At 69.8% G+C, this 15346-nt stretch carries 17 protein-coding genes; 3 read left to right on the top strand and 14 right to left on the bottom strand.

The window, feature by feature from the left end:
• The 13 genes from ASG59_RS10255 to ASG59_RS10195 form a co-directional block, all read right to left on the bottom strand.
• Positions 1 to 324 carry a phosphoribosyl-ATP diphosphatase gene (locus tag ASG59_RS10255; protein WP_055879585.1) on the bottom strand — a complete coding sequence of 108 codons (324 nt, stop codon included), beginning with the start codon at positions 322 to 324 and terminating at the stop codon, positions 1 to 3.
• A gap of 19 nt (positions 325 to 343) precedes the next feature.
• Complete coding sequence (gene hisF / locus ASG59_RS10250) at positions 344 to 1135, bottom strand: imidazole glycerol phosphate synthase subunit HisF (protein ID WP_056280705.1); 792 nt, start codon at positions 1133 to 1135, stop codon at positions 344 to 346.
• A gap of 62 nt (positions 1136 to 1197) precedes the next feature.
• Complete coding sequence (locus tag ASG59_RS10245; RefSeq protein WP_056280703.1) at positions 1198 to 1680, bottom strand: DUF29 domain-containing protein; 483 nt, start codon at positions 1678 to 1680, stop codon at positions 1198 to 1200.
• 40 nt (positions 1681 to 1720) lie between these two features.
• A complete protein-coding gene (gene hisA / locus ASG59_RS10240) occupies positions 1721 to 2464 on the bottom strand; it encodes a 1-(5-phosphoribosyl)-5-[(5-phosphoribosylamino)methylideneamino]imidazole-4-carboxamide isomerase (protein ID WP_056280701.1) in 744 nt (247 codons plus the stop codon).
• A gap of 45 nt (positions 2465 to 2509) precedes the next feature.
• Positions 2510 to 3172 carry an imidazole glycerol phosphate synthase subunit HisH gene (gene hisH, locus ASG59_RS10235; RefSeq protein ID WP_056408731.1) on the bottom strand — a complete coding sequence of 221 codons (663 nt, stop codon included), beginning with the start codon at positions 3170 to 3172 and terminating at the stop codon, positions 2510 to 2512.
• The gene (locus ASG59_RS10230) at positions 3169 to 3654 is read right to left on the bottom strand and encodes a DUF2628 domain-containing protein (protein ID WP_056408729.1); all 486 of its coding nucleotides are present in this window, start codon (positions 3652 to 3654) and stop codon (positions 3169 to 3171) included. The genes hisH and ASG59_RS10230 overlap by 4 nt, the downstream gene beginning before the upstream one ends.
• 33 nt (positions 3655 to 3687) lie before the next feature.
• Positions 3688 to 4275 (bottom strand): imidazoleglycerol-phosphate dehydratase HisB, encoded by a 588-nt coding sequence (gene hisB / locus ASG59_RS10225; RefSeq protein WP_055879566.1) that lies wholly within the window; start codon positions 4273 to 4275, stop codon positions 3688 to 3690.
• A 123-nt stretch (positions 4276 to 4398) separates the two neighbouring features.
• Positions 4399 to 5274, bottom strand: coding sequence for an S-methyl-5'-thioadenosine phosphorylase (locus ASG59_RS10220; protein WP_056280695.1), 876 nt, complete (start codon positions 5272 to 5274; stop codon positions 4399 to 4401).
• Between the two features lie 258 nt (positions 5275 to 5532).
• Positions 5533 to 6426: a cytochrome c1 gene (locus tag ASG59_RS10215; protein WP_055879558.1), complete on the bottom strand. Its 894-nt coding sequence runs from the start codon at positions 6424 to 6426 to the stop codon at positions 5533 to 5535.
• 21 nt (positions 6427 to 6447) lie between these two features.
• Positions 6448 to 7737 carry a cytochrome b N-terminal domain-containing protein gene (locus tag ASG59_RS10210; RefSeq protein WP_055879554.1) on the bottom strand — a complete coding sequence of 430 codons (1290 nt, stop codon included), beginning with the start codon at positions 7735 to 7737 and terminating at the stop codon, positions 6448 to 6450.
• 52 nt (positions 7738 to 7789) lie between these two features.
• Positions 7790 to 8365 carry a ubiquinol-cytochrome c reductase iron-sulfur subunit gene (petA, locus tag ASG59_RS10205; RefSeq protein WP_244472229.1) on the bottom strand — a complete coding sequence of 192 codons (576 nt, stop codon included), beginning with the start codon at positions 8363 to 8365 and terminating at the stop codon, positions 7790 to 7792.
• Between the two features lie 221 nt (positions 8366 to 8586).
• On the bottom strand, positions 8587 to 10536 hold the full coding sequence (locus ASG59_RS10200; protein ID WP_056408727.1) for a PAS domain S-box protein: 1950 nt from the start codon (positions 10534 to 10536) through the stop codon (positions 8587 to 8589).
• A 172-nt stretch (positions 10537 to 10708) separates the two neighbouring features.
• A complete protein-coding gene (locus ASG59_RS10195; RefSeq protein ID WP_056408725.1) occupies positions 10709 to 12574 on the bottom strand; it encodes an ABC transporter ATP-binding protein in 1866 nt (621 codons plus the stop codon).
• Positions 12575 to 12676: 102 nt separating this feature from the next.
• Between ASG59_RS10195 and ASG59_RS10190 the strand changes: the two genes are divergently transcribed.
• The 3 genes from ASG59_RS10190 to hemF are packed head-to-tail and all read left to right on the top strand — an operon-like array spanning position 12677 to position 14897.
• Entirely contained in the window at positions 12677 to 13144 is a 468-nt protein-coding gene (locus ASG59_RS10190; protein ID WP_055879543.1) for a tRNA (cytidine(34)-2'-O)-methyltransferase, read from the top strand.
• A 59-nt stretch (positions 13145 to 13203) separates the two neighbouring features.
• The gene (locus tag ASG59_RS10185; protein WP_056408723.1) at positions 13204 to 13938 is read left to right on the top strand and encodes an aspartate/glutamate racemase family protein; all 735 of its coding nucleotides are present in this window, start codon (positions 13204 to 13206) and stop codon (positions 13936 to 13938) included.
• A gap of 32 nt (positions 13939 to 13970) precedes the next feature.
• Positions 13971 to 14897 (top strand): oxygen-dependent coproporphyrinogen oxidase, encoded by a 927-nt coding sequence (hemF, locus tag ASG59_RS10180; RefSeq protein WP_055879536.1) that lies wholly within the window; start codon positions 13971 to 13973, stop codon positions 14895 to 14897.
• Between the two features lie 107 nt (positions 14898 to 15004).
• Here hemF and ASG59_RS10175 read toward each other — a convergent pair whose 3' ends face one another.
• Positions 15005 to 15244, bottom strand: coding sequence for a hypothetical protein (locus ASG59_RS10175; protein WP_055879532.1), 240 nt, complete (start codon positions 15242 to 15244; stop codon positions 15005 to 15007).
• Positions 15245 to 15346 lie beyond the last annotated feature (102 nt).

Below are 15346 nucleotides of genomic sequence, written 5' to 3'. Positions count from 1 at the left end.
TCACGCCGGCCTCCGCGCCGCCTTCTCGGCGATCCCGGACTGCACGGTGCGGCGCTCCAGCTCGGCGAGCACCTCGTCGAGGCCGATCTCGGCGCCCTTGAGAACGACGAGGAGATGGTAGAGCACGTCGGCCGCCTCCGCGACGAGGCCCGCCCGGTCGCCCTGGACGGCGGCAATGGCCGCCTCGACCGCTTCCTCGCCGAGCTTCTTGGCGGCCTTGGCCGGGCCTCCGGCCAGGAGCTTGGCCGTGTAGGATCGGTCCGGCGGGGCCTGCGCCCGCACCGCCACCAGTGCTTCGAGATCGCCGAGGGTGAACTCAGTCATGCGGCTCCGAACCCTGGAATCACGGCGCGGCCTCGCCGTCGTCGAGGCGCATCGACAGGCCGGCCGCCGCCATGTGGCGCTTGGCCTCCCGCACCGTGTGCTGGCCGAAATGGAAGATCGAGGCGGCGAGCACCGCGCTGGCGCCGCCGTCGCGGACCCCCGCCACGAGGTCGTCGAGGCTGCCGACGCCGCCGGAGGCGATGACGGGGATCGAGACCGCATCGGTGATGGCCCGGGTGAGGGCCAGGTCGTAGCCCGAGCGCATCCCGTCGCGATCCATCGAGGTGACGAGGAGTTCGCCCGCCCCGCGCGCGGCCATCGTGCGGGCGAAGGCGATGGCGTCGATGCCCGTGCGGGTCCGGCCGCCGTGGGTGAAGATCTCCCAGGCGGGCGGCTCGCCCTCGCCCGAGGTGCGCTTGGCGTCGATGGCCACGACGATGCACTGGCTGCCGAACTTCATGGCACCCGCGGCCACGAAGTCGGGGTCGTTCACGGCGGCCGTATTGATCGAGACCTTGTCGGCCCCCGCCAGCAGCAGCGTGCGGATGTCGGCCACGGTCCTGATCCCGCCCCCCACCGTGAGGGGCATGAAGCAGGCCTCGGCCGTGCGGCTGACGGCGTCGAGCAGCGTGCCGCGGGCCTCGTGGCTCGCCGTGATGTCGAGGAAGCACAGTTCGTCGGCACCGGCCGCGTCGTAGGCCTTGGCCGCCTCGACCGGATCGCCGGCGTCGCGCAGTTCGAGGAACTGCACGCCCTTGACGACGCGCCCGTCCTTGACGTCGAGGCAGGGGATGATGCGGGTCTTGAGCACGCGGCCTCTCGGCAGGTTTCAGGAACGTGGACGCCGGTTTCGTGACGAAACCCGCGTCCCCTCTAGGGAGTGTCGTCGGGGTCGATGGCGAAGGGACGGGTCAGGACCTCGTCCAGGGTATAGGGGCAGTCGAGGGGGAAGCGTTTCAAGGGCAGGCGCGTCTCCTTCGAAGCTTCGAGGCGTGCTCCATGGTAGGCACGTGCCAAAGCTTCCTCACGCCTGCTTTTCAGTCCGGGACTGTCCTTCAGGACGAAGCCAGCGTTGGAACGATGCGTCGCGATGGAGATCGCCCAACTGCGCGTGCGCTTCGACGGCTGGTGATCGCATTTGAGCATGTGCAGGATCACGATCCGCCACGCGCTCACCAGGCTGTCGAATTGGCTGCGGCCCAAGCTCTCGATCTCCTCGGCCAGGTTCTCGCGGTCGAGGGCGTCGAGGTCGCCCGCCCGCAGCCGTGCGCCCTGCTCCTGCGTCCAAGTGTAGAAGTCCTGTGTGTAGGACACACCGGCGGCCGGGAGGGGCGCGGTCTTCGTCACGGCCGTCATCTCAGCCTCGCACCATGCAACTGCATCGGCCCGCATTCTATCACAGCGCGCCGCCCTTCGCCCGGCGGATCGCGGCGAGCGCCTCCTTGGGGTCGATGCGGCCGTCGTAGAGGGCGCGCCCGGTGATCGCGCCGGCCAGGACCGCGCAATCGGGTTCGAGCATGCGGTGCACGTCGGCGATGGAGGCGAGGCCGCCCGAGGCGATGACGGGGATCGTCACGGCACGGGCGAGCGCCAGGGTCATCTCGATGTTGAGGCCCTTGAGGATGCCGTCGCGCGAGATGTCGGTGTAGATGATCGCGGCGACGCCTGCGTCCTCGAAGCGACGGCCGAGCTCCTCGGCGGTCATGCTCGAGGTCTTGGCCCAGCCCTCCACCGCGACGCGGCCGTCCTTGGCGTCGATGCCCACCGCGATCCTGCCGGGGTGGAGGCGGGCGGCCTCGCGCACGAAGGCGGGATCGCGCACCGCCGCCGTGCCGATGATGACGCGGCTGACGCCCTTGGCGATCCAGGATTCGAGGGTGCGCATCTCGCGGATGCCGCCGCCGAGCTGCACCGGCAGCTTCACCCGCGCCAGGATCGCATCGACGGCGGCCGCGTTCATCGGCGCACCGGCGAAGGCCCCGTCGAGGTCGACCACGTGCAGCCAGGAGAAGCCCTGCTCCTCGAACACCGCGGCCTGGGCGGCGGGGTCGTCGCTGAACACGATGGCCTGGGCCATGTCGCCCTGGACGAGGCGAACGCAGCGCCCTTCCTTCAGATCGATTGCCGGAAACAGGATCACGGGGTCAGCTCGCCATCGGTCGCGGTCGGAGAACAGGGGGCCGGGTCAGGGCGCCCAGCGCAGGAAATTGGCGATCAGGGCGAGGCCCAGTCGCTGGCTCTTCTCGGGGTGGAACTGCGTGCCCGCGACGTTGTCGCGTGCCACGAGCGCCGTCACCGGACCGCCGTAGACGGCGTGCGCCACCACGTCGCCGGCCTCGCGCGGGCGCAGGGCGTAGCTGTGGACGAAGTAGGCGTGCCACCCGGTCTCGCCGGTGGGAATGTTCGCGAGCAACGCCTGGTCGCGGTCGGCGACCAGCGTGTTCCAGCCCATGTGCGGGATCTTCAGGTCGGGATCGGACGGGCTGATCGGCGCGACGTCGCCGGGAATCCAATCGAGGCCCGGCGTCGTCCCGTGCTCGAGGCCTCGGGTCGCCAGGAGCTGCATGCCGACGCAGATGCCGAGGAAGGGGCGGCCGCGTACCTTGGCGGCATGGGTCATCGCCTCGACCATCCCGGGCACCGCGTCGAGGCCGGCCCGACAGTCGGCGTAGGCGCCGACACCCGGCAGCACCACGCGGTCGGCCCGCGCCACGGTCTCGGGATCGTCGGTCACCGTGATCCGCGTCGCATCGAGGCCGGCCTCGCGGGCGGCGCGCTCGAACGCCTTGGCCGCCGAATGCAGGTTGCCCGATCCGTAGTCGATGATCGCGACGGTCTCGCCGCTCACCGCCGGTCCTCGCTGAACGGGAACAGGCCGATCACACCCTCCGAAACGCGCGACGAGGCGGACGGGAACGGCGCGGCCGGGGGGCGTGCCGCCCGGGCCGGATCGAGCCAGCGGCCCACGACCTTGATCTCGGCCTCCTCGGCGCTGCCGGCGACCACCGCGTCGCGCACCGGCCGGCCCTGGCGGGCGTAGGTCCAGCGGCGCAGGCTCGACGCTTCGAGGCCGATCAGCAGCTGTATCAGGAGGGCGACGGCGCCGCCGGCCACCGGCCGCAGGTTCAGGACCTGGCCGAGGACGACCGCACCCACCAGCAACACGGTGACGAGGAGGGCGGCGAGCCACAGGCGGTGGTAGAGGAACCACAGCGGCCCGTAGGCGAAGGCCGGCCAGGAGAACCCGTCCGGCACCACCTGGGCCCGGTCGATCTCCTGGGTCTCGCCCGCCAGCGTGTGCTCGGGCAGGTGGAGGGTGTAGGTGCGCATCCTGTCAAACCTCGCGGCCCTGGGGCGGAACGGTCAGAGCGAGCCCTTGGTGGAGGGCACGCGGCCGTCCTCGCGCGGATCGATCGCCACGGCGGCGCGCAAGGCGCGGGCCAAGCCCTTGTAGCAGCTCTCGGCGATGTGATGGGCGTTGTCGCCGTAGAGCGTCTCGACGTGCAGGGTGATGCCGGCGTTCATCGCGAAGGCCTGGAACCACTCGCGCACCAGTTCGGTGTCGAACTGCCCGATCTTCTCGACGCGGAAGGCGGTGCGGAACACCAGGAACGGGCGGCCCGAGATGTCCACCGCCACGCGGGTCAATGCCTCGTCCATGGGCAGGTGGATGTCGGCGTAGCGGGCGATGCCGCGCTTGTCGCCCAGCGCCTTGGCGAAGGCCTGGCCGAGGGCGATGCCGGTGTCCTCCACCGTGTGGTGGTGGTCGACGTGGAGGTCGCCGGTCACGGCCACGTCGAGGTCGAACAGCGAATGGCGGGCGAACAACTCCAGCATGTGGTCGAAGAAGCCGACCCCGGTGGAGATCGCGCAGCGACCGGTGCCGTCGAGCGCCACCGTGACGGCGACGTCGGTTTCGGCGGTGCGGCGGCTGATGCTCGCGGCGCGCATCGTGACAGGCTCGCTCATGGTGACGGGTGACGGATGACGTGCCCGCCTTCTAGTGCGAACCTTCGCCCGATGGAAAGGCTGTCACCGGCATAATCCTGCCGTCCGGACGCATCCTCCGGCGGATCAGCCGCGCAGGACGCGCCCGGCCACCGCGTCGAGCCTGGCGACGAGATCGGGGTCGCGGTGGGACGGGGCGGTCATCACGGCGCCGTCGAGCGCGCGATGCGACCCGGCCGGGCAATCCTCGCGCTCGGCGGGAAAGTCGCGGGCGAGGCGGGCGACGAGGCGGGCGGCCTTGTCGGCATTGGCGCGGGCCACCGCCACAACCGCGGCCACGTCGACGTCGTCGTGGCTCGGATGCCAGCAGTCGAAATCCGTCACCATCGCGATGGTGGCAAAGGTGATCTCGGCCTCGCGGGCGAGCTTGGCCTCGGGCAGGTTGGTCATGCCGATGACGTCGTAGCCGAGGCCCTTGTAGGTCTTGGATTCGGCGAAGCTCGAGAACTGCGGTCCCTCCATGCAGACGTAGGTGCCGCCCTTGTGGACCGGCAGGTTCTCGGCCGCCGCGGCCGCCGCGATGCGGGCCTGGAGGACGGGGCCGACCGGGTGCGCGAAGGGCACGTGGGCGACGCAGCCGTTTCCGAAGAACGAGGATTCCCGCCCGAAGGTACGGTCCACGAACTGGTCGACGAGGACGAACAGGCCGGGGTGGAGTTCGGAGCGGAACGAGCCGCAGGCCGAGATCGACACCAGGTCGGTGACCCCGGCCCGCTTCAGGGCGTCGATGTTGGCGCGGTAGTTGATGCCCGAGGGCGAGAGTCGGTGGCCGCGGCCGTGGCGGGCCAGGAACACCACCTTGGTCCTGCCGATCCTGCCGATCCGCAGGGCGTCGGAGGGCTCGCCCCAGGGGCTCTCCACCACCTCTTCGCGAACCTCCTCCAGGCCGGGCAGGTCGTAGACCCCGGAACCGCCGATCACCCCGAGCACGGCTGTCGTCATGGCGATCGTCCTTCTATGAGATCCGCTGTGGATGGCCCCGCACGGTCGAGGAGGGCCGCCTGCGGCGCTTGCTTCGCGCCCGTGGTCACGCCCTTACGAAAACGGGCCCGCCTGCGCGAGCCCGTCCGTCGTTCGTCGCGACCGTTCGAGGCTCCATCCCATTTCCGGTTGATCACTTCGTGATGCGGAAATGGACTTCGCTCAGGCGCCGCGCGGGCTCAGTGATACGGTTCCCGCTTTATTCAAGCGGAAACCGTATCAGCCGGCCTTGTGCAATTCCGGCTGGAGGCCGTGGACCTCGCCGCCGACGTCGGCCCAGACCCTCTTCTTCACGTAGTAGAGGAGGCCCGACAGGAGGATGAGGAACAGGATCACCCGGAAGCCCAGCGCCTTGCGGGCCTCGAGGTGCGGCTCGGCCGCCCAGGCCATGAAGGCCGCGACGTCGCGCGAATACTGTTCGACCGTCTCGGGCACCACCGGCTCGCCGTTGGCGCCCTTGGCGTAGGTCACCTGACCGTCGCTGAGGGGCTTGGCCATCGCGATCAGGTTGCCGTCCATGTACTTGTTGTAGTGCGCGCCGTCGGGAACGTCCTTGCCGGCGGGGGGCTCCTCGTAGCCGTTCAGAAGCGCGTGGATGTAGTCGACGCCCTGTTCGGAATAGCCGACGAAGGGCATCGCATCGACGACGAAGAGCGGGAAGCCGCGCTCGAACGTGCGGGCCTTGGCCAGCACCGAGAAGTCCGGCGGGGCCTTGCCGCCGTTGGCGGCAGCCGCGGCCTTCTCGTTGGGGAACGGGGAGGGCCAGGCGTCGGCGGGGCGTGCGTTGCGCTCGATCTCCTCGCCGTTGTCGTTCAGCTCCTTGACCTTGTACTCGGCCGCCAGGGCCTTGATCTGGCCGGCGTTGAAACCGGGCCCGCCCGCTTCCGCGAGGTTGCGGAAGCGCACGAGGTTCATGCTGTGGCAGTTCGAGCAGACTTCCCGGTAGACCTGGAAGCCGCGCTGGAGCTGGGCCTGGTCGAACTTCCCGAAGATGCCGGCGAAGCTCCAGCTCTCACGGGGCGGGTTCGGGCTGTGCGCGGTTTCCGAGCGGGCGGCCGTAAAGCTGAGGCCGACCGCCAGCAGGGACGCGGCGAGGACGCGAGTCGTTTTCATGGTCGTTGCGTATCCCTGCCCTCAGCCCTTGGACGGTGGTGCGGCGGCCGCGCCCACCGGCATGCCCGAGCCGCCGTGGACCTGCTTGCCCGGCCCCGTCACGCTCTCGAGGATCGAGCCGGGGAGTCGGTTCGGTGTTTCGAACAGGCCGACGAGCGGCATGACGATGAGGAAGTGAGCGAAATAGTAGAACGTGCAGATCTGCGAGGCGATGACGTAGCCGCCTTCGGGCGGCTTGGCGCCGAGCCAGCCCAGCACGATGCAGACGACGACGAAGAGCCAGAAGAACTGACGGTAGATCGGGCGGTAGTTGGCCGAGCGCACGCGCGAGGTGTCGAGCCAGGGCGCGAAGGCGAGGATCAGCACCGCGCCGAACATCAGGATGACGCCGCCGAGCTTGTCCGGAACCGCGCGAAGGATCGCGTAGAAGGGCAGGAAGTACCACTCCGGCACGATGTGCTTGGGGGTCACGCCCGGGTTGGCCGGCACGTAGTTGTCGGCGTGGCCGAGGTAGTTCGGCTGGTAGAAGATCCAGTAGGCGAAGAACACCATGAACACGGTCGCGGCGAACACGTCCTTGATCGTCGCGTAGGGTGTGAACGGCACCGCGTCCTTGCCGGACTTGATCGGGATGCCGGTGGGGTTGTTCTGGCCGGTGACGTGAAGCGCCCAGACGTGGAGGACGACCACGCCGACGATCATGAACGGCATCAGGTAGTGCAGGGAGAAGAACCGGTTCAGCGTCGGGCTACCCACCGAGTAGCCGCCCCAGAGCAGGCTCTGGATGGTGTCGCCGACCACCGGGATCGCTGCCAGGATGTTGGTGATGACGGTGGCGCCCCAGTAGCTCATCTGGCCCCACGGCAGGGTGTAGCCGAGGAAGGCGGTGGCCATCATCAGGAGGTAGATGATCACGCCGAGGATGTAGAGCACCTCGCGCGGGGCCTTGTACGAGCCGTAGTAGAGCCCACGGAACATGTGGATGTAGACCGCCACGAAGAACATCGAGGCGCCGTTGGCGTGCATGTAGCGCAGGAGCCAGCCGTAGTTCACGTCGCGCATGATGTGCTCGACGGAGTTGAACGCAGCGGTCGCCGAGGGGTCGTAGTGCATGGCGAGCCAGATGCCCGACACGATCTGGACGCCCAGCATCAGCATCAGGATCGCGCCGAAGGTCCAGAAGTAGTTCAGGTTCCGCGGGACCGGGAACGACACGAACGACGAATGCACGAGCCCCACCAGCGGCAGGCGCGTCTCGAACCATTTCGCCAGCCGGCTCTTGGGGACGTAGGCAGTGCCGTGTGCGCTCATGAGGCTACCCGCTCAAATGCTGTGACTGTGGCATCGGACGACCGACGTGGCGTCAGGCGACGGCTTTCCCGGCCTCTTCGCCGATGCGGATCTTGGTGTCGCCCTCGAACACATAGGGCGGGATCGGCAGATTGGACGGCGCCGGGCCGCGGCGAACGCGCCCGGACGCATCGAACAGCGAGCCGTGGCAAGGGCACGACCAGCCATCGTACTGGCCCTGGTGCCCGATCGGGACGCAGCCGAGGTGGGTGCAGTTGCCGTAGACCACGAGCCACTTGGCGTGGCCCTCCTTGACGCGGTCAGAATCGGCCTGCGGCTGGATGAGGTCGGCCAGCTTGACCTCGGAGAGCTCCTTGATCTCCTTCTCGGTCCGGTTCCGGACGAAGATCAGCTTGCCGCGCCAGAACACGTTGACGATCTGCCCGTCCTGGATCGGGGCGAGGTCGACGTCGAGGGGGGCGCCGGCCGCCACGGTAGCGGCATCGGGCGCCATCGACGCGACGAACGGCCACGCGGCGGCCGCCATGCCGACGGCGAGGGCCGAGCCGGTCGCCAGGTAGAGAAAGTCACGACGTGAGCCGTCCGCTGCGCCGGTGGCGGTGTCGGGTGTCGGCACGGTGTTCGCCAAGGTGGAGACTCCAGGTCTACGGAGGGCGCCGGATCGGAGGAGGGAGGCGCGGGCCGGTGAGGCCACCGCGACATCGCACAACCGTCGCCCCGGAAGCAACGTCGCGGGAGGAAAGCACCATCCCGCGATTTCGTGCAATGCGACCGCACGTCACCAGAAGTCAAGACGGGCCCGCGCCGTCGTCGCGGGGCGGGACGGCGACGCAGGGCGGACGAACCGGATCAGAGAAAGCGGACGCCGATCTCGCCCGCCGCCCGGCGGACCACGGCGCAGCTCATCCGTCGCCCGGTCTCCTCCACGTGCAGGTCGAACCGGTCCGGGACCGCGTCCGGCGAGGACACGTGCAGCTTGGCGCCCGTGCGCGAGAGGTTCCTGACCGTCGCCTGGATCGTCCGACCCGCGGCCAGGATCGCGGCCGGCATCAGCACGCGGGTGCGGTGATCGGCGCGCCGCTCCTCGATGCCCGCGGTCCAGTCGTCGAGGCTGAGGCTGATGCTGGAGACGCCCCCGGACGCCTGGCGCATGCTTTTCAGGATCTCGCCGGTCGCCTCGCTCTGGGCGTCGGTGGAATCGGCGACCTCCGCCACGAAGCCACGGATGGTGCCGATGGATTCCGTGATCGAGGCGAGCTGTCCGCCCACGGCGTCCGACACGTCCTGCATGCCCGCGATGTCGGCGGCGATCTTGGCGGTGGCCGCCGTCGTCTGGCTGGCCAGTCCCTTGACCTCGGCGGCGACGACCGCGAAGCCGCGCCCGGCCGCACCCGCCCGCGCCGCCTCGATGGTGGCGTTGAGGGCGAGCAGGTTGATCTGCTCGGCGATGTCGGTGATCAGCTGCACCACGTTCCCCATCGACTGGGCGGCCGTGCGCAGGCGGGCCGTGGCGGCGTCGGCCTCGTGGGTGCGGCCGTGGATCTCGTCCACCGCCGCCCGTGACCGGGCCATGGTCTGCGAGATCGCCAGGGCCGCCGTGTTCATGGCCTCGGCCGAGGTCGTCACCGCCTGGACGTTATCGAGGGTGCGGTCGGCGGCATCGATGGCGGATTTCCGCGCGGTCATGCTGGCGGAGACGTCGGTGGCGAATTTCACGACCTTGATCAGCCGCCCGTCGGGATCGAAGATCGGGTTGTAGCTCGCCTGGATCCAGACCGGGCGACCGTCCTTGGCGATCCGCTGGAACAGGCCCGCGACGAAGTCGCCGCTGCGCAGGCGGTCCCAGAACGCCTTGTACCCGTCGCTCGCGGCGTAGTCGGGCGCCACGAACAGGCTGTGGGATTTCCCCAGGACCTCCTCCCGGCCGTAGCCCACGGCGTTCAGGAAGTTCTCGTTGACCTCGAGGATGCGGCCCTGGGTATCGAACTGGATCACCGCCTGGGCCCGGTTGATCGCGGCGAGCTGCCCGGACGCGTCGGCGCGCACCAGCTTGTCCCGCGTCACGTCGGAGGCGTATTTCACGACCTTGAAGGGCCGTCCGTCGATGTCCCGGATCGGGTTGTAGGTGGCCTGGAGCCAGATCTCGCGTCCGTCCTTGCCGTAGCGCTTGTACTCGGCGGCCTGGAACTCACCCGCGGCGAGACGGCGCCAGAAATCGGCATACTCCGGGCTCGCCGCCTCGGCCGCCCCCACGAACATCCGGTGATGCCGGCCGCGGATCTCCTCGATGGTGTAGCCGACCGCACCGAGGAAGTTGGCGTTGGCCTCGCGGATCGTGCCGTCGAGGTCGAAATGGATCACCGCCTGCGACTTGCCGATCGCCTGGGTCTCGCCCAGGAACTCCGCGCTCAGCCGCTTCTGGGCGGTGATGTCGGTGGCGAACTTGACGATGCGCACCGGCCTGCCGCGCCGGTCGAGGATGGGGTTGTAGGTCGCCTGCAGCCAGATCGTGCGACCGTCCTTGGCGACCCGCTCGTACTCCGCGGACTGGTACGTTCCGGCCCTGAGCGACTCCCAGAACGCCGCGTAATCCGCGCTCGCCGCATGGGCGGGGGAGACGAACATCCGGTGGTGTCCCCCGCGGATCTCGTCGAGGCCGTAGCCGACGACGGCGAGGAAGTTGCGGTTCGCGTTGAGGATGGTCCCATCCAGCGCGAACTCGATCGTTCCGCGCGATCTGTCGATGGCGCTGAGCCAGGCCTTCTGCTCATGGGATCGACGGTACGTTGAGAGAAGCATCGACCCTGCCGCGCCTTCGGTGTCTTTAACGCCCGGCAGCCTCGCAAACATAGGTTAATTTTAAGTTGCTTACTGTCTTCTCTCAGCCCAAGTCATTGATGGCGCTCGAATAAAGCCATCCGCTTTCAGGTCGAGTAGAGTTGAATACAATATTATTCTCGAAATCCCTTCGTTATTCGGCGGCATCCCTCAACGTCGCATCCCGGGCCGGCAGGAAGCCACCCGATTGGCGCCGCCACAGGCCGGCATAGACGCCGCCTGCCGCGACCAGGTCGGCGTGCCGGCCCTCCTCGATGATGCGGCCCTTGTCGATGACGATGAGGCGGTCGAGGGCGGCGATGGTCGAGAGCCGGTGCGCGATGGCGAGCACCGTCTTGCCGGCCATCAGCGTGTCGAGGCTGTCCTGGATCGCCGCCTCGACCTGGCTGTCCAGCGCCGAGGTCGCCTCGTCGAGGATCAGGATCGGCGCGTCCTTGAGCAGCACGCGCGCGATGGCGATGCGCTGGCGCTGGCCGCCCGACAGCTTGACGCCGCGCTCGCCGACCTGGGCGTCGTAGCCGGTGCGGCCCTTGTGGTCGACGAGATCGCGGATGAACACGTCGGCCTGCGCCAGGCGGGCGGCCCGCTCGATCTCCTCCTGCGTCGCGTCCGGCCGGCCGTAGGCGATGTTGTCGCGGATCGAGCGATGCAGGAGCGAGGTGTCCTGCGTGACCATGGCGATGGCGCCGCGCAGGGAATCCTGGGTGACCTGCGCGATGTCCTGGCCGTCGACCAGGATGCGCCCGCTCTCGACCTCGTGCAGGCGCAGCAGCAGCGACGTGATGGTGGTCTTGCCGGCACCGCTGACGCCCACGAGCCCGACCTTCTCGCCCGGAGCGATGCGAAAGTTGAGGTCGTCGATGATGCTGGCGTCGCCCCGGCCGTAGTGGAAGCCGACGTCCTCGAACCGGATCTCGCCGCCCGTCACCGTCAGGGGCACGGCGGCGGGCCGGTCGACGATGCCGTGCGGCCGGGCGATGGTCTGCATGCTCTCCTGGATCACGCCGACGTTCTCGAAGATGCCGCGCACGGTCTGCATCACCCAGCCCGACATCGCGATGAGGCGCAGCACCAGGGCGAGGCCGGCGGCCCCTTCCCCGGTGGTCAGCCCGCCCCGCTGCCACAGCACGAGGCACATGCCGGCGATGGCCACGATCAGCAGGCTGTTGAGGAGCCCCAGCATCGTCGTCGTCAGCGTGACGAGGCGGAACTGGTGGAGGTAGGCCTTGGTGTGGACGTCCACCGCCCCGCGCACCGCCGCACGCTCCTCGCGGGTGCGGGCGAACAGCTTGACGGTGAGGATGTTGGTGTAGCTGTCGACCACTCGGCCAATCAGCGCCGAGCGGGTGTCGGCCGTGGCCAGCGACCGCGAGCGGGCGCGCGGCACGAACCAGCGGGTGAGCAGGCCGTAGGCCACCACCCACACCACCACCGGCAGGGCGAGCCAGAGGGAGATCGAGCCGAACAGCCCCATCGCCGTCACCGCGTAGATCGCCACGTAGAGGAGCGTGTCGATGAACACCACGGCGAGCTCGCGCACCGCCGGCCCCACCTGCACCACCCGGTTGGCGAGCCGCCCGGCGAAATCCGCCTGGAAGTACGAGAGCGAGTGGCCGAGGGTGTAGAGGTGGGTGCGCCAGCGGATCTGGTTGGTCGCCTGGGGCACGATGAGCTGGTTGGACACGAGTTCGTGCAGCCAGATCGAGATGGGGCGCACCACCAGCACCATGGCGGCGGCCAGGGCGAGGGCGCCGCCGTGGTCGGCCAGCAGGGTCGCCCGGTCGGCGGTGGCGAGCAGATCCACGAACCACCCCATCAGGAGGTAGAGCGAGGCCTCGACGACGCCCGCCACGAGGGCGATGACGAACAGGACGACGAGGGCGCCGCGGATCGGCCGCAGGTAGAAGCCGGCGAACCCCGTCACGCTCTTGGGGGGCATCCGCTCCTCGTCGAACGGCGCGAAAGGGTCGATGCGGCGCTCGAGCCAGTCGAGGAACATGCGGGTCTGCCAGATGTGGATGCTGCAATGCGATATAGGCCGCCTTGACGAAGGACCAAGCGGGGGGCGATGCCGCATCCTCCCGCGGACCCACCGGCAGCCATGCTCCGTCTCGCCCTCTACCAGCCCGACATCCCGCAGAACACCGGCACGATGCTGCGGCTGGCCGCCTGCCTCGGTGTCGCCGTCGAGATCATCGAGCCGGCCGGGTTCGACGTCTCCGACCGGCACCTGCGCCGCTCGGGCCTCGACTACCTCGACCACGTCGCCCTGACCCGGCACCGCTCCTGGGCCGCCTTCTCGGAATGGCGCAAGCAGGCCGGGGTCCGGCTCGTGCTCGCCACCACCGCCGGCGCGCTGCCCTACACCGATTTCTCCTTCGCTCCCGGCGACTGCATCCTGATGGGCCGCGAATCGGCCGGCGTGCCCGACGGCGTCCATGCCGACGCCGACGCCCGCGTGGTGGTCCCGATCCGCCCCGGGCTGCGCTCCCTCAACGTCGCCGTCTGCGCGGGCATGATCGTGGGGGAGGCGATCCGGCAGACGGGGAGCGGGCGCGAGGGATCATGACGCGACCGGTCCCTGGCACGACGCCTGCCTGACCCGCCCGAGCGAGCCGGAGTCTTCCCTTGCGCATCCTCGTCATCAACCCGAACACCCTCGCCTCCGTCACCGACCTCGTGGCGACCCATGTCCGACAGGTGGCGGGAAACCGCGCCGAGGTGGTGCCGGTGACCGGTCGGTTCGGGGCGCGCTACATCGCCAGCCGGGCGGCGGCCTGCATCGCCGGGCACGCCGCCCTCGACGCCCTGGCCGAGCACGTCACAGGCTGCGACGCGGTCTACCTCGCCTGTTTCGGCGATCCGGGGCTGGCGGCGCTGCGCGAGATCTCGCCGGTGCCGGTGGTGGGCATGGCCGAGGCCTCGTGCGGCAAGGCCGCCGCGAGCGGGCGCTTCGGCATCGTGACGGGAGGAGCGGCGTGGGCGCCGATGCTCACCGAATTCGTGGGGAGCCTCGGCCTCGGGGAGCGTTTCACGGGCGTGCGAACCATCGCGCCCACCGGCGACCGGATCGCGAACGATCCCGACGCGGCGCTGGCCGACCTGGCCGCGGCCTGCCGCAGGTGCGCCGAGGAGGACGATGCCGGGGTGGTCATCCTCGGCGGGGCGGCGCTGGCCGGTCTGGCGGCGCGCATCCAGGCGGACGTGCCGGTGCCGGTCCTCTGCTCGGTCGCCGTCGGCACCGAGGCGGCGATCGCAGCGGCCTCGTCGGGCGACCGACGGCCGTCCACCCCCGCCCTCGCCCTCGCCCTCGACAGCATCGGCCTCGGCCCCGCCCTGACCCGGCGCCTGTCGGGCGATTGACGCCTGCGCGAGGGGATGGGACATCCCGGTCCATGACGAAGCCAGACCTCGCCGCCCATACGCTCCCCGACGCGGATCTGACCGCCCTCAAGGGGCAGGCCCAGACCTGGTTCGCGACCCTGCGCGACAGGATCGTGGCCGCCCTGGAGGCGCTGGAGGCGGAGGCGACCGGGCCGTTCCACGAGGATGCGCCCGCCGAGCCCGGGACCTTCGTGAAGACGCCGTGGACGCGCACCGACCACACCGGCGAGCACGGCGGCGGCGGCACCATGGCGATGCTCAAGGGCCGGGTGTTCGAGAAGGCCGGCGTCCACATCTCGACGGTGCACGGCGAGTTCGCGCCCGAGTTCCGGGCGCAGATGCCCGGAGCGGCCGAAGACCCGCGCTTCTTCGCCACCGGCATCTCGCTGATCGCCCACCCGTGGAACCCCAACGCCCCCACCGTGCACATGAACACCCGGTTCGTGGTGACGACAAAGGCCTGGTTCGGCGGCGGGGCCGACCTCACCCCGGTGCTCGAGCGCCGGCGCAACCAGGAAGACCCGGACAGCCTCGCCTTCCATGCGGCCATGAAGGCGGCCTGCGATGCGCACGCCCCGGCCGCCGACTACGACCGCTACAAGGCCTGGTGCGAGGAGTACTTCCACCTCAAGCACCGCAACGAGCCGCGCGGCATCGGCGGCATCTTCTACGATTATCACTGGACCGGAGACCCGGGCGCCGACCTCGCCTTCACCCGCGACGTCGGCGGGGCCTTCCTCAAGGCGTATCCGGCCATCATGCGCGCCAACCTCGCCGAGGCATGGACCGAGGCCGACCGGCTCGAGCAGCAGGTGCGGCGCGGGCGCTACGTCGAGTTCAACCTGCTATACGACCGCGGCACCATCTTCGGCCTCAAGACCGGCGGCAACGTCGCCTCGATCCTGTCGTCGCTGCCCCCCACCGTGCGCTGGCCGTGAGGGTCCCCACGACCATCGTTGCTTCGCCTCGCGCCGCGCGTCCGTCCGCAACCGTTCGGCGGATCGAAGCCGCGATGGTCGCAGGAGCCCCGCGCCGACCGCCGCCGCTACCGGCGTGGCCCCAGGCCCGTGTGCAGCGTGATGTCGAGGCGCGCCAGGGCACGGCGGATCGCATGGATCTCGAGGGCGAGGGGATCGCTCGGCTTCCCCGCCACGGCGTCGAGTTCCAGGCGGGCCCGGGCGATCTCCACATCCGCCAGCATCCGGGCGGCGTGGCCCTCAGCCGTCATCGGGGCGGGACCCTGGGCGCGACCGGAGGCCGGATCGATCTCGACGACGACACCCATGGTGCGATCTCCTCGGCGACGGGGCAACGCGCACCGCGGCCGTCGGCATCCTCGACCGCCTTCGTTGCTTCTTTGTGTCCCGCGAGCGCATCTCGCAGCCTT

The organism is Methylobacterium sp. Leaf466 (genome assembly GCF_001425565.1).
Lineage (GTDB): Bacteria > Pseudomonadota > Alphaproteobacteria > Rhizobiales > Beijerinckiaceae > Methylobacterium.
This window is presented reverse-complemented; position numbering and strand designations above follow the sequence as displayed.

Coding starts and splice junctions, on each gene's coding strand:
- ASG59_RS10255 (WP_055879585.1), bottom strand. CDS start 324: ATGACTGAGTTCACCCTCGGCGATCTCGAAGCACTGGTGGCGGTGCGG.
- ASG59_RS10245 (WP_056280703.1), bottom strand. CDS start 1,680: ATGACGGCCGTGACGAAGACCGCGCCCCTCCCGGCCGCCGGTGTGTCC.
- ASG59_RS10230 (WP_056408729.1), bottom strand. CDS start 3,654: ATGCGCACCTACACCCTCCACCTGCCCGAGCACACGCTGGCGGGCGAG.
- hisB (WP_055879566.1), bottom strand. CDS start 4,275: ATGCGCGCCGCGAGCATCAGCCGCCGCACCGCCGAAACCGACGTCGCC.
- ASG59_RS10220 (WP_056280695.1), bottom strand. CDS start 5,274: ATGACGACAGCCGTGCTCGGGGTGATCGGCGGTTCCGGGGTCTACGAC.
- ASG59_RS10215 (WP_055879558.1), bottom strand. CDS start 6,426: ATGAAAACGACTCGCGTCCTCGCCGCGTCCCTGCTGGCGGTCGGCCTC.
- ASG59_RS10210 (WP_055879554.1), bottom strand. CDS start 7,737: ATGAGCGCACACGGCACTGCCTACGTCCCCAAGAGCCGGCTGGCGAAA.
- ASG59_RS10200 (WP_056408727.1), bottom strand. CDS start 10,536: ATGCTTCTCTCAACGTACCGTCGATCCCATGAGCAGAAGGCCTGGCTC.
- ASG59_RS10195 (WP_056408725.1), bottom strand. CDS start 12,574: ATGTTCCTCGACTGGCTCGAGCGCCGCATCGACCCTTTCGCGCCGTTC.
- ASG59_RS10190 (WP_055879543.1), top strand. CDS start 12,677: ATGCTCCGTCTCGCCCTCTACCAGCCCGACATCCCGCAGAACACCGGC.
- hemF (WP_055879536.1), top strand. CDS start 13,971: ATGACGAAGCCAGACCTCGCCGCCCATACGCTCCCCGACGCGGATCTG.
- ASG59_RS10175 (WP_055879532.1), bottom strand. CDS start 15,244: ATGGGTGTCGTCGTCGAGATCGATCCGGCCTCCGGTCGCGCCCAGGGT.